The sequence below is a fragment of the Subtercola endophyticus genome, from assembly GCF_021044565.1.
Taxonomy (GTDB): Bacteria; Actinomycetota; Actinomycetes; order Actinomycetales; family Microbacteriaceae; genus Subtercola; species Subtercola endophyticus.
Map to the genome: position 1 here is coordinate 960,619 of NZ_CP087997.1, position 13,438 is coordinate 974,056.

Here is a 13,438-nt window from a genome sequence, read left to right on the forward strand (position 1 = left end):
TTGACATGAGCACCACGTCTAGCACGAGCAGCGAAACTCCCCGCCGCGTCATCATTCTCGGCAGCACCGGGTCCATCGGCACCCAGGCGCTCGACGTCATCCGCGCCAACCCCGAGCGGTTCGAGGTCGTCGGCCTGGCCGCGGGCAGCAATCGTGGGGCACTGGATGCCCAGGCCGCCGAATTCGGCGTCACCGACGTTGCTCTCGGGGCCGTCGAGGCCGAGCAGCTCGTGCGCGGCATCGATGCCGATGTCGTGCTGAACGGCATCACCGGCTCGGTAGGACTCGGCCCGACCCTCGCGGCACTCGAAGAGGGCCGCACCCTCGCGTTGGCGAACAAAGAGAGCCTGATCGTGGGCGGTGAGCTCGTGAAGTCTCTCGCGCGGCCCGGCCAGATCGTTCCGGTCGATTCCGAGCATTCTGCCATCGCGCAGGCCCTGCGCTCGGGCACGGCGAACGAGGTCGCCCGCCTCGTGCTGACGGCGTCGGGTGGGCCGTTCCGAGGTCGCAGTCGGGAGTCGCTCGCCGCGGTGACGCCGCGCGAGGCCCTCGCGCATCCCACCTGGGACATGGGCCTCGTGGTGACGACGAACTCGGCCACGCTCGTGAACAAGGGGCTCGAGGTCATCGAGGCGCATCTGCTGTTCGACGTGGCGTACAGCCGAATCGTGGTGACCGTGCATCCGCAGTCCGTCATTCACTCGATGGTCGAATTCGTCGACGGCTCCACCATTGCGCAGGCGTCGCCGCCCGACATGCGGCTGCCCATCTCGCTCGGGCTCGACTGGCCGAATCGTGTCGCCGGTGTCGGCGTGCCCCTCGACTGGACTCAGTCGCACGAGTGGACCTTCGAACCCCTCGACGTGTTCGCCTTTCCCGCCGTGAAGCTCGCAAAACAAGTCGGGCGGACCGGATCGACGTACCCTGCGGTCTTCAACGCCTCGAACGAACAGGCCGTGGCGGCGTTTCATGCCGGCCGCATCGGTTTTCTCGACATCGTCGACACGATCGAAGCCGTGGTGCAGCGGCATGAGCCCGTCGACGCGACTCTGTCTCGCGGATCCCTCACCGAGGCGGAACTCTGGGCCCGGGCCGAGGCCGACCGCATCATCTCGCACGTGCAGCGCTAGCGGCGTCGCAGTAGGTCGTCGCAGCAGGGACCTCGCAGCAGCGCCTCACAGCGCGACCTCACAGCCGGAGTTCAGCGGGCATCCAGCGCACAGCGAAGCCCCCGGGGTAACGTGATCGGGTGCAAAACGTGCTGCTCTTCGTCATCGGTGTCTTGATCATCGCCGTAGGTCTCGGCGTGTCGATCGCCCTGCACGAGGTCGGCCACTTGGTTCCGGCGAAGAAGTTCGGCGTCAAGGTCACGCAGTACATGATCGGCTTCGGGCCGACCATCTTCTCGCGCCGCCGCGGTGAGACGCAATACGGCGTCAAGGCGTTTCCGCTCGGCGGCTACATCTCGATGGTGGGCATGTTCCCGCCCGCCAAAGAGGGCGGCAAGCTCCGCCGCACGAGCACCGGGTTCTTCAATTCTCTGGTGCAGGATGCCCGCAAAGCGAGCACCGAGTCGGTCGGTGACGACGACAGCCGCGCCTTCTACAAGCTCCCGGTGTGGAAGCGAGTGGTGATCATGCTCGGCGGCCCCACGATGAACCTGCTGCTGGGCATTTTGTTCTTCGCCATCGTGCTGTGCGGGTTCGGCATCGCCGGCGCCAGCACCACGGTCGGCTCGGTGAGCGCGTGCGTGCAGCCCGCGTCGACCACGACTACGAGCACCAGCACCACCTGCGCCAGCACCGATCCTGTTTCGCCGGGGGCGGCCGCGGGCATCCTGCCCGGTGACAAGATCGTGAGCATCAACGGCACCGCCATCAGCACCTGGGATCAATCGACCGACATCATTCGCCAGTCGGCCGGCGTGCCGCTGACCTTCGTCGTGTTGCGTAACGGCGCCGATGTGACGCTCACCGTGACCCCGCTGCTCACCGAGCGCGACGTCACCGAGATCGTCAACAACCAGAGCGTCGTCAAGACCGACGCCTCGGGCGCCGCGGTGACCGAGCAGGTCGGCTTTGTCGGAATCGGCTACGCCACCGAGCTGCAACCCCAGCCCATCACGGCGGTTCTGCCGTTCGTGGGCGAGAACGTCGCCGGTGTCGCCAACACCATCTTCAACCTGCCCCAGCGCCTCAGCGGCGTGGCCCAGGCCGCATTCGGGGGCGGAACCCGCAGCGCCGACAGCCCGATGAGCGTGGTCGGCGTGGGCCGCGTGGCCGGCGAGATCGCCACCATCGACATTCCCTTGCAGTCGAAGGTCGCCACCCTGATCGGCCTGCTCGGTTCGGTCAACATCGGCCTCTTCGTGATCAACCTCGTGCCGCTCATGCCTCTCGACGGCGGCCACATCGCCGGTGCCCTCTGGGAGGGTCTTCGCCGCCGCGTCGCCAAGCTCTTCGGCCGACGTGATCCCGGCCCCGTCGACACCGCACGCCTGATGCCGCTCACCTTCGTGGTCGTGGTCTTTCTCGGCGGTGTCAGTGCGCTGCTCATGTACGCCGACATCGTAAATCCGGTGAACATCTTTGGCTAGGCGCGGTGTCATGGCTGGTTCCCTCGTCGCGTCTTCTGTCTCGACCCCCTCGACGAGTCCCTCGGCTACGCCCCAGGGAGTACTCAGCACGCTCCGTCGAGCGGATGCCCGGCGGCAGCGACCCGAATACGATCGTTCTCATGCCAGCCTCTGACCAGCCCGCGCGCGGCGGCGCTTCGCCTGCGCGCGAGATCCCGCCGTGGGTCTCCGAGGCCCGGAGGTTCGATCGTTCACGAGGCGGTCGCGTCGGGCCGCCGCGCGCCCTCTTCCTGTGGCTGCCCGTCGTCATCTCGTTCGTCGTGCAGGTTCCGGCCGCCCTGTTCCAGGCCAGGCAACATCCCGAGTGGGGCTCCGCCGCGGTGTTGATGGTGCTGCTCGCACTCGTCGGCCCCGTCGCGTTGATCTTCGCCCGGCGGTTTCCGGGGCCCGTCGTGGCGATCGCCGCCGCCGCGGCCTGCGCCGACCTCGTGTTCACTCCCGGCTCGGGGGCGCCCTACCTCGCACTTGCCTTCGCCATCATCTCGGCGATGGCTCGCGGCGCCCGGGTCTGGGCGTTCGCATCGGTCAGCCTCGGCTGGATTCTCGCGCTCATCGGATCGGTCGTGATGGGCGTCGCGTGGCATCCGGCGCGCGTGATTCTGACCACCATCGGCATCGTGATCGTGCTCATCATCGGCGAGTCGATCCGCACCAGGCGCGACCGGGTGGCCGCGTATCAAGAGGCGTTCCGCAAGCGCCGAGACGACGTAGCTCAGGCCGAACGCGAACGAATCGCCCGCGAATTGCACGACGTACTCGCGCACTCGCTCTCGCAGATCAACGTGCAGGCGGGGGTCGGCCTGCACCTCATCGACGATCATCCGGAGAAGGCCGCCGAGGCCCTCGCGAGCATCAAGGCCACCAGCAAGACCGCCCTCGACGAGGTGCGCGGGGTCTTGGGGTTCTTGCGTTCAGAAGGTGATCGCGCGGGCGGTGAGAATTCAGCTTCGAGAGAGGTTCGATTCAGCGTTCCCGAGCACGCCCCGCTGGTTCCTCAGGCCGATCTCGCACGACTGCCCTCACTCATCGACTCCATGTCGAATGACACCCTCGAGGTCACTCTCGACAACCGCCTCACGTCTGATCCGCCGCCCGGCGTGCAGCTGGCGCTGTATCGCATCACCCAAGAGAGCCTCACGAACGTCACTCGGCACGCGAACGCCGGGCACGTACGCGTGACGCTCGATGAGCGCGCCGACGACTACCACCTGAGCGTGGTGAACGACGGCATCGCGGTTTCCGATCGTCACTCAGCCGACGGCGGCCGCGCCGATCGTTACTCGGCAAATACCGACTCGGCCAATACCGCCCCGGCCAATTCCGACTCGGCCAATACTGACCCTGCCAATACCGACCCGGCCCGCTTCGGCAACGGTCTGCTCGGCATGACCGAGCGCGCCGAATTGCTCGGCGGGCACCTCGAGGCCGGCCCCGTGGCATCCGGTGGCTTCGCCGTGGTCGCGACCGTTCCCCGCGTGGCCCGCCGATGAATGGGCCGGAAGCGGCATCGCCCGCTGCGCCCTTACCGACGGCGGCCTCCTCAGCTGCGCCCTTACCGGCGGCGCCTTCGCCGGCCGCGCCCTTGCGCGTCGTCATCGCTGACGACCAGCACCTCATCCGCGCCGGATTCACCGCCCTGCTCGAAAATGAGCCCGACATCGACGTGGTCGGTTCGGCCGCCACAGGCACCGAGGTCGTCGAGGTCGTGACGCGGCTTCGGCCCGATGTGGTTCTGATGGACATCCGGATGCCCGAGGGCGACGGTCTCTGGGCGACCGAGCAGATCGTGGCCGACCCCGCGCTGGGCGACGTGCACATCATCATCGTCACCACCTTCGAACTCGACGAGTACGTCGGGCGCGCTATTCGTGCCGGCGCCAGCGGATTCCTCGTGAAAGACACCGAGCCGGTCGAACTGATCCGCGCCGTTCGTGTGGTCGCGGCGGGGGATGCTCTGCTCTCGCCGAGCGTGACGCGGCGCCTGCTCGAACGGGTCGCCGGCACGCTCGTCGACGAGGCTGAGCCCGGTCAGGTCGTTCCGGGTGTGCCGGGGCGAGGGGCGAGGGTGTCTGCTCTCGTTGCGGCGCTGACCGAGCGGGAACGTGAGGTTCTTGCCCTCGTCGGCACCGGTCTCACCAACACTGAGATCGCGACGAAGCTGTTCTTGAGCCCGCTGACCGTCAAGACCCACGTCTCGCGAACGATGTCGAAACTCGCGGCGCGTGACCGTGCGCAGCTTGTCGTCGTGGCCTACGAAGCCGGGCTGGTTCGCGCCGGCACTGCGCGGGCGTAGGTCTCCGGTACCACGCCGGCGGAGTCGTGCCGGTCATCCGACGCTCATCTGTCGCTCAGCCGTCGGCCCGCGGGCCCGCTTTCGGGCCGAACATCGCCACCCGGGGGAGTACGGAGCTGCTTCCGCCAGCCGATGTGCGACGGGCTCGCTGCGACGAGTCTTGACGTGCGGTCGATCGACGACCGCAGGCCCCTTCAGACAGCTCGGCTGACGACATTGCAGCCGACGTCACCATAGCCTGAAGACATCGCGGCCTGACTGTCACGTCTCGAAAGGACGATTCATCATGTTGGTTTCAAGTGCACTCGCCGCACCAGCCGCCACCGCCCTCGCCTATTGGGGGCCCGGAGGCTTTCACCCGGGAGGTTTCGGATTTCTGTTCCTGCTCATTCCGCTGTTCTGGATCGGCGTCGTCATTCTGATCGTGAGCCTCGTGACTCGCCGTCGCCGGCGCTTCTGGGCGGCGAACGGCGGTGCTCCGTGGGCGCGTGGCGGGTACGGCGGCGGCGGTTACGGCGGCGGCGGGTACGGCCCGTGGGGCGGTTTTGCAGCACAGCAAGGCGGCTCGAGTGAGGCCGAAAAGACCCTCGCCGAACGGTTCGCCCAGGGCGACATCGACGAGGTCGAGTACCGCGCCCGCCTCGAGGTGTTGCGCGCGAATCAGCCCAGCCCGACGCCGCCGGCACCGCCCGCCGCCTAGTTCGGGGTCGCCGGGGCGTGGATGCGCGGTACGGAAGTACGGGCATCCACTCGCCCCGGCGCGGCCCTGCGGCGAGCATCCATTCTGCCGCCCTACACCGACCCTGGGCATCCGCTCGCCACAGGGCTGCGGTGTCTGCACTGCGGGTAAGCTCAAAACGTGGCTGCAATCAACTTAGGGATGCCCAAGGTCGTCGAGACTCTCGCACCCCGTCGCAAATCCCGTCAGATCAAAGTCGGCAAGGTACTGGTCGGTGGAGACGCTCAGATCAGCGTGCAGTCGATGTGCACCACTCCGACCACGAACATCAACGCGACGCTTCAGCAGATCGCCGAGCTCACCGCTTCGGGCTGCGACATCGTGCGGGTCGCGGTGCCATCGCGTGACGACGCCGAGGCGCTGCCGATCATCGCCAAGAAGAGTCAGATTCCGGTCATCGCCGACATTCACTTTCAGCCCAACTACGTGTACGCGGCCATCGACGCCGGGTGTGCTGCCGTTCGGGTGAACCCGGGCAATATCCGCAAGTTCGACGACCAGGTGGGCAAGATCGCGGCGGCCGCGAAGGCGGCGGGCGTGAGCATCCGTATCGGTGTCAACGCCGGGTCGCTCGAGCCGAGCATTCTTGCAAAGTACGGCAAGGCCACGCCCGAAGCCCTCGTCGAGAGCGCCGTGTGGGAGGCTTCGCTGTTCGAAGAACACGACTTTCACGACTTCAAGATCTCGGTCAAGCACAACGATCCCATCATCATGGTGAAGGCCTACCGGCAACTCGCCGAGCGCGGCGACTGGCCGTTGCACCTGGGTGTGACCGAGGCGGGCCCCGAGTTTCAGGGCACCATCAAGTCGGCCACGGCCTTCGGAATTCTGCTCTCAGAAGGTATCGGCGACACCATCCGCGTCTCGCTCTCGGCGCCTCCCGCGCAAGAGGTCAAGGTGGGTCTGCAGATTCTGCAGTCGCTCAACCTACGCGAACGTAAACTCGAGATCGTGTCGTGCCCCTCGTGCGGTCGCGCGCAGGTCGACGTCTACACGCTCGCGAACGATGTCACCGCGGGACTCGAAGGCATGACGGTTCCGCTGCGCGTTGCGGTAATGGGCTGCGTCGTCAACGGGCCCGGTGAGGCACGCGACGCCGACCTCGGCGTGGCATCGGGCAACGGCAAGGGGCAGATCTTCGTTCGTGGTGAGGTCATCAAGACCGTTCCCGAAAGCGAGATCGTCGCCACCCTCATCGAAGAAGCGAACCGCCTCGCGGCCGAAATGCCTCCCGGCGAGCTCGGCAGCCCGCAGGTCGTCACCGCGGGTTGAGGTGGGTCGGCTGAGGTGGGCGTCGGTTGACGTGGGCCGTAACCACTGCCGTAGTGACTCCGCCGACCCTGTGGGTGGCCAGCGGATGATCGGCGCCAACAGATGACGGAATCCGCCCTGGCCGCTCCTTGGCGGTCCGCGCCAGACTTCTCCCTTCGCGTGCCCACTGACGATGACGCGGCTGTGTGGTTCCAGCTTTTCAACGACCCCGTGGTGATGCAGTACATCTCGGGTGGACAGGCTCAGCCTCAGGAGTGGTATCACGCCTTCGTCTCGCGCCAACAAGCGCTGGCTGCCGCGACCGGTGTGTGTCTCTTCGCGCTTGTCGTGCCCGCGGTGGTAGCCCCGGCTGCGGACATCACACCGGCATCGGGCACTCCAGCGGCTGCGGGCGCCGCACCGGTTTCGGGCACGGTGCCGGCTGCGGGCGCCACGCAGGGTGCGGCCCCGACAAAGGATAGAGATGCGACTCCGCGTGAACTTGCGATGCCAGGTGCAGGCGCGAGACCGGTAGCAGGCACCGACTATCCAGCCGCAAGGGCGCACCGAGGTGCGGGGTTTGTCGGCCTCCAGCCGTGGACGCGCCCGTGGGGCCCCGTTGGACGCATCGAGATCGGCTGGCGCCTCGGCGTGGCGTTTCAGGGCCGTGGACTCGCAACCGCCGGCGCACAGGCTGCTCTTGAACGAGGCCGTGCGGCCGGTATTGACTCTCCCGTGGCCTTGATCGACCTCCGAAACGCACCCTCGATCGGTGTTGCTACGAAGCTCGGAATGACGTGCGAGTGCGAGTTCGATGCTCCCGACGGCGTTCGGGTCGGCATGTGGAGCCTGTAACAGCGTCGCCGCGGCCGCGGCCGCGGTCGCGATGTGAGGTCGTCGGGCGTGGGCGCAGTCGCGATGTGAGGGTCGTCGGGCGTGGGCGTGGTCGCAGTCGCGACGTCAGCGTCGCGATCGTGGTCGCAACCAGCGTCGAGGAGGAGAGCGACACCTGCGGACGAGTGCGATAGGCACACGTCTCGCTTTCGTCCGAAGAAGTCGCTGTCGCGAGTACGGGAGGCGCGCAACGCTTAGAAGGGCGCCAGATCGTCATTCGGGCGGGACGATTCGGCGGTGGTCGTTGGAATCTCCGGACCCGGACCCGGAGGCGAGTTCGCACCCGCAGGCGAGTTCGCACCCGAACGAGAGCTCGCACCCGAAGGCGAGTTCGCATCCGAAGCAGAACTCGCACCCGCAGTCGAGTTCGCACACTCAGGCGAGTTCGGTGACTGCGAGCTCGGTGACTTCGATTTCGGTGACTGTGGTTTCGGTGACTGAGGTGTCAGCGAAACGGCGAGCGTCGCGTACGCCTTGCCTGCGGGGGACTTCCAACTCAGAGTTCGATATCGGTCGATTGATACGGACCACGCGGTTTCGTGTTTCAGATGATGGTGTTTCGGGCAGAGATGGGCGAGATTTGTGAAGTCGGTGGCCCCGCCGTGCTGCCAATCGAGAGTGTGGTCGATATCGCAGCGCGCGGCACGCCGTGAGCAACCGGGGAACCGGCAGGTCTGATCGGCCACGTGCAGAGCCAACTTGAGGTCGGCAGGCGGCCGGTACTGGTCGCGGCCGACTGAAAGAGTCGCCCCCGTCTCTGGATGGGTGAGAATGCGCATGAACGAGGGCGCGTGGCGGCATAGCTCGCGCGCCGTCACGGGATCGATCGGGCCGTAGCCGTCGAGTGATGCAGGTGTTTCGGAGTGGCCGAGCAACGTCATGACCGGAACCGTGACGATGACCGTCGGTCGCAGAGGCAAAGGCTCGCCGGTGGCTGGATCGCTCAGGATCAGGTCGCGCAGAACATCGGACTTCAGCTGTGTCAGCGTGCGAGTCTCGGGTTGCTCGTCTGAAGGCGATCCGGCAGAAGAAGATGAAGAAGAAGGAGACGAGCCCGAGTTGGCAGTCGCGCCGTGACGCAGCCCGCGTGCCAACTGGTCGAGAGTGTCGTCGATACGCACGGCATCGACCGCCGGCAGATAGTGATGCAGCCAGGCCATTCCGTCGCGATCGGGTTCGAAGGATACATGCCGGTCTTCGGCCGCCTTCAGCGCTCGCGTCACCATCGACTCGGGGTGTAACTTCTCTCGCTCTGCGCGGGCTTTGCGCGCGAACTGACTGGCCGTGGTCGTCAGAGCACCGGGGAGCACCGCCGACTCGAAAGCACCGCGCGCCGCCGGAGGAAGCGAACGCGCCTGATCGATGACCACCTGGGCGTGGCGGTAACTCAGCGCACCCGAACTGAGCGCCGCACGAGTCTCAGGGAGCTCATGAACGAGCGATTCGCTCTCGTCGAGCAGGCGGCCGGCCGTGATGTCGGGCAGTCGCAGGGCGCACGCGATCTCGGATGTCAGCGAGCGACGCGACAGTTCTTCGCGTTTCGCAGCCGAGAACGTCGCCGAGAACGATGCCGAGAACGATTCCGAAACGACGGCATCGACGGCCATATCGGACCACTGCCGCGCCTGATCGACGAGCCACGACTTTCGCGCCTGCAGCTTCGTGATCTCGTGCTCCAGCTCGACGAGTTGATCGACGAATCGGCCGACGATCTGCGCAGCCCGCGCGGGCGCGTCGCCAGCCGGCTCACCGTCGGCCAGAGCCGCAACAGAAGAAATGGTCATGCACTGAGTATAGCTCATATATTCGAACTGATGTTCGAATAGAAAAAGAAATCGAGAGAGATTCGCAAATTCCGTTAGCCATGCTAATGAGCTAGGCTAAAGATCATGGGAGACGCGGCCGGCAGCACTACCGAATCGACAGAAGCGCCGGCCGTCGTCGAGCTCTCGGAGAACCTCCGCCCGGCCATCCTTCGGGTCTCGCGCCGACTGCGTGCTGAGAAGGCAGACCACGAGCTGAGCGACTCGCAGACGTTCATCCTGGCCTACCTGCACAATCACGGGCCGAGCACTCCGGGCACGCTGGCGGCGTTCGAGCGCGTCACGCCGCCGTCGATGAATCGCACCATCAATGCGGTGGTCGAGGCCGGATACGCGGTGCGCACCCCCTCGGCAGACGACGGCCGAAAGGTGGTCATCTCGCTCACCGCCGCCGGTGTGGCAATCGTCAAGGAAACACGGCGCCAACGCGACGAATGGCTCTACAAACGACTCGCAGAGCTCTCTGTCGAAGACCGGCGAACGCTCGACCGTGCCGCGGGCATCCTGCGCACCTTGGCCGACAGTTGATGGCCCCGATATCACGACAACCGCGGGCCGCAAATGCCGACCAGTGCTCGTGGCGCAGGCAGCGCCGTGCGTGTCAGGCGGCCCGATGAGCTCGATGTTCCGTTCGCTCAGCGATTACAACTACCGCATTTGGTTCGGCGGCGCCCTGGTGTCGAACATCGGCACCTGGATGCAGCGCACGGCCCAGGACTGGATCGTGCTCACCCACCTCACCAACAACAATGCCGTCGCTGTGGGAGCGGTGATGGCGCTGCAGTTGGGCCCGCAACTGCTTCTGGTGCCGTGGACCGGCCTCGTCGCCGACCGCTTCGACCGCCGCAAACTGCTCATGCTGACGCAGGGTGTGATGGGCATCCTGGGTCTCGGGCTCGGGCTCATTGTGCTCAGCGGTGCCGCTCAACTCTGGCAGGTGTACGTCTTTGCGCTGCTGCTCGGTATCACGTCGGCCTTCGATGCCCCCGCTCGGCAGTCGTTCGTGTCGAACCTCGTCTCTGATCGCAACCTGTCGAACGCGGTCGCCTTGAACTCGGCTTCGTTCAACGGAGCACGGATGGTCGGCCCCGCCCTCGCGGGCGTGCTGATCGCGCTGGTGGGGGCCGGCTGGGTGTTCTTGCTCAACGCAGCCAGCTTCGCTGCCGTACTCATCTCCCTCAGCCGAATGCGCCAAGAGAGTCTCAAAGTGCGCAAGACCGCGCGAGGCGGGCCGGGTCAGTTGCTGGGTGGGTTCCGGTATGTGTCGAAACGCTCGGACATCGTCATCGTTCTGGTCGTCATTGCCATTATCGGCACCTTCGGCCTCAACTTTCAGATCTTCACGGCGACCATGACGACGGTCACCTTCCATTTGGATTCGACCGCTTTCGGAGTGCTGTCGTCAGTGCTCGCGGTCGGCTCGGTATTCGGAGCGCTGCTCTCGGCCCGCCGCGAGACTCCTCGCATGCGGCTCATCTTCGCGTCATCAGCGCTGTTCGGTGTCGCCTGTCTGCTCGGCGCTCTCGCACCGTCGTACATCACCTTCGCCATCACCCTTGTGCTCCTCGGGTTCGCCAGCCAGACCCTGATGACGACCGCGAACAGCACGGTGCAGATGACCACGGCGCCGGAATTCCGCGGCCGAGTGATGGCACTGTACATGGCGATCTTCATGGGGGGCACGCCGATCGGAGCGCCCATTGTCGGCTGGGTCGCCGACAGTCTCGGCCCACGCTGGGCCATCGGGGTCGCGGCAGCAGCCGGGTTCGCCGCTGCGCTCGTCGGGCTGATATGGATGATCGCGCATCAGCACCTCAGGCTCGCCGTGCACCGGCACGGCTCGCCGCATTTTGTGCTCAGCCACGACGGAGACGGGCGCAGTATCGAGCTGATGGAGGCGGGGGATGATCGTGTGCCGGCGCTCGACGAACGTGAGCAGTTACGCGATGACGTGATCAGCGAAGAGATCTCAGAAAAACGGTGACCTGAGCAGACCTCATATTGTGTATAGTGAGAATTCCTTCATTCACATCTCACTAGCTTCGGAGGTTCGTGTGTCGCTCCCTGCCCCGCACCAAACCGCGCGTCGCCGCGCGTTCCCTCTTGGTCGTTCTCTCGCTCTTGCACTGATTGTCGGCGGCGCCGTCGTGGCGTCGGGCGGCGCCTTCGGCTCCGTCTCGCCGGCCCATGCCGCTCCCGCAGACCTGCCGCAAGAACAGATCGCGGCGATCGGCGAGGCGGGAACCGTGTATCTGAGCGGCACCTGGTCTGGCTTCGTGAACTTTCCGAAAGCCGACGGCAGCACGGCCTGGTCAGATGAGGTCGACGCTTCGTTCAGCTGCAGCGGATTCGTGGCCAGCTCCGACGGCTCTGTCGTGACGGCCGGCCACTGCGCCGACGTCGAAGAGGGCAAGACCTCCATCGTGGACGAGTTCTTGTCGAGCGAGGTGGCGAACGGCGACATCACACAAGACGATGCTGCGGCGTACGTCGCGGCGGGGGCGGAGACGAACTGGCCGGTCGAAGGCCAGAGCGCGGGGCAGCCGCCGGTGCTCGCCATGAAGGTCTACCCGGCGATCACCATCACGGCCGACGACTCGACCTCGTACCCTGCGGTGCTGGTAGACGATCGTCCCTTGGGCCAGGGTGACGTCGCGCTCTTCAAGATCGACACTCCGTCGCCTTTGCCGGTGCTCGTCGTGTCGCAGACTCAGCCGGCCACGGGCCAGCAGGTGGATGCGATCGGGTATCCGGGTAACGTGACCTCACTGGTGAGCGGAAACCCCGAGCCGACCTTCGCGCAGGGCCAGGTGAGCGGCAGGCAGCAGACCGACGGGGGTCCGTTCACGCAGATCGGCGTGGCCATGAGCCCGGGGATGAGCGGCGGCCCGGTCGTCGACGGCACTGCCGACGTGGTCGGAACCGTGAGTTTCGGCCCGTCGAGCGACACTCAGCAGCTGAACTTCGCGGCGGCACCCGAAACCATTTCGGCACTGCTTTCGCGCAACGGGGTGAAGAACGAGCTGGGCGACGGCGACAAGCAGTTCCGAGCGGGCCTGGATGAGTATTTCGCGGGAAAGTATCACGCGGCAGCCGACGACCTCGGTAAGGCACTGGCCACGAACCCCGACAACGCGATCGCGCAGCAGTACCAGACGAAGGCCATCGCGGCATTCCCTCAGGAGAACACCACGGGGTGGGTGCTGTGGGTGGTTCTCGGTGGTGCGGCGCTGCTGCTCGTGGTGGTGGTGATCGTCGTTCTGCTGGTGGTGCGCGCGTCGCGGCGGCGTCGACGCGGTGCGGTCGTTGCGGCGGGCCAGCAAGCTGCGGCGTGGAATACCGCGGCACCGGATGCTGCAGTGCCGAATGCTGCGGTGCCGAATGTTGTGGTTCCCAACCCTGTGATGCCGGATGCTGCGGTGCCGGGTGTTGCGGTGCCGGATGCCGCGGTTCCCAGCCCTGTGGTGCCGGATGCCGCGGTTCCCAGCCCTGTGGTGCCGAACGCTGCAGTGCCGCAGACGGCGGGTGCGCCGGTGATGCAGATGGCTGGTGCTGAAGCCGAGCCGATGAGCTCACCGGATGGTACAACGCCACTTCCGGCGCCCGCGGTTGATGCGGCACCACCGTTCACGGCACCACCGGTTCCGGCAGCGGTGGCGCCAGAAGCGGCGGTGGGGCGCTGCGGGAGCTGTGGAGTGCAGAACACGAGCGACGCGCGGTTCTGCGCGAGCTGCGGGCATCCGCTGGGTTGAGCATCGGGGTGGGCGCAGGCGGGCTGTACCAGCCGACAGGGCGTACAACGC

General features: G+C 66.3%; 12 protein-coding genes. 11 read left to right on the forward strand and 1 reads right to left on the reverse strand.

Annotated elements, in window-relative coordinates; all coding sequences use genetic code 11:
* Positions 1–5 precede the first annotated feature (5 nt).
* The 8 genes from dxr (at position 6) to LQ955_RS04715 (ending at position 7,773) form a co-directional block, all read left to right on the forward strand.
* Complete coding sequence (gene dxr / locus LQ955_RS04685) at positions 6–1,130, forward strand: 1-deoxy-D-xylulose-5-phosphate reductoisomerase (RefSeq protein WP_231027047.1); 1,125 nt, start codon at positions 6–8, stop codon at positions 1,128–1,130.
* Between the two features lie 119 nt (positions 1,131–1,249).
* Positions 1,250–2,596, forward strand: coding sequence for a M50 family metallopeptidase (locus LQ955_RS04690; RefSeq protein WP_231027048.1), 1,347 nt, complete (start codon positions 1,250–1,252; stop codon positions 2,594–2,596).
* A 140-nt stretch (positions 2,597–2,736) separates the two neighbouring features.
* The gene (locus tag LQ955_RS04695) at positions 2,737–4,125 is read left to right on the forward strand and encodes a sensor histidine kinase (RefSeq protein WP_231027049.1); all 1,389 of its coding nucleotides are present in this window, start codon (positions 2,737–2,739) and stop codon (positions 4,123–4,125) included.
* A 92-nt stretch (positions 4,126–4,217) separates the two neighbouring features.
* Positions 4,218–4,928 (forward strand): response regulator transcription factor, encoded by a 711-nt coding sequence (locus tag LQ955_RS04700; protein ID WP_231027050.1) that lies wholly within the window; start codon positions 4,218–4,220, stop codon positions 4,926–4,928.
* Positions 4,929–5,214: 286 nt separating this feature from the next.
* A complete protein-coding gene (locus LQ955_RS04705; protein WP_231027051.1) occupies positions 5,215–5,628 on the forward strand; it encodes an SHOCT domain-containing protein in 414 nt (137 codons plus the stop codon).
* A 21-nt stretch (positions 5,629–5,649) separates the two neighbouring features.
* Entirely contained in the window at positions 5,650–5,778 is a 129-nt protein-coding gene (locus LQ955_RS20010; protein WP_255713700.1) for a hypothetical protein, read from the forward strand.
* 9 nt (positions 5,779–5,787) lie between these two features.
* Positions 5,788–6,939, forward strand: a complete 1,152-nt coding sequence (gene ispG / locus LQ955_RS04710; protein ID WP_231027052.1) for a flavodoxin-dependent (E)-4-hydroxy-3-methylbut-2-enyl-diphosphate synthase — start codon at positions 5,788–5,790, stop codon at positions 6,937–6,939.
* A 159-nt stretch (positions 6,940–7,098) separates the two neighbouring features.
* Positions 7,099–7,773 carry a GNAT family N-acetyltransferase gene (locus tag LQ955_RS04715; protein ID WP_231027053.1) on the forward strand — a complete coding sequence of 225 codons (675 nt, stop codon included), beginning with the start codon at positions 7,099–7,101 and terminating at the stop codon, positions 7,771–7,773.
* Between the two features lie 233 nt (positions 7,774–8,006).
* Here LQ955_RS04715 and LQ955_RS04720 read toward each other — a convergent pair whose 3' ends face one another.
* Positions 8,007–9,596 (reverse strand): HNH endonuclease signature motif containing protein, encoded by a 1,590-nt coding sequence (locus tag LQ955_RS04720; RefSeq protein ID WP_231027054.1) that lies wholly within the window; start codon positions 9,594–9,596, stop codon positions 8,007–8,009.
* Positions 9,597–9,701: 105 nt separating this feature from the next.
* Here LQ955_RS04720 and LQ955_RS04725 point away from each other — a divergent pair, with 105 nt between their 5' ends.
* The 3 genes from LQ955_RS04725 (at position 9,702) to LQ955_RS04735 (ending at position 13,387) form a co-directional block, all read left to right on the forward strand.
* A complete protein-coding gene (locus LQ955_RS04725) occupies positions 9,702–10,163 on the forward strand; it encodes a MarR family winged helix-turn-helix transcriptional regulator (protein WP_231027055.1) in 462 nt (153 codons plus the stop codon).
* 85 nt (positions 10,164–10,248) lie between these two features.
* Entirely contained in the window at positions 10,249–11,619 is a 1,371-nt protein-coding gene (locus LQ955_RS04730; RefSeq protein WP_231027056.1) for an MFS transporter, read from the forward strand.
* Between the two features lie 70 nt (positions 11,620–11,689).
* Positions 11,690–13,387: a trypsin-like peptidase domain-containing protein gene (locus tag LQ955_RS04735; protein ID WP_231027057.1), complete on the forward strand. Its 1,698-nt coding sequence runs from the start codon at positions 11,690–11,692 to the stop codon at positions 13,385–13,387.
* Positions 13,388–13,438: the final 51 nt, after the last annotated feature.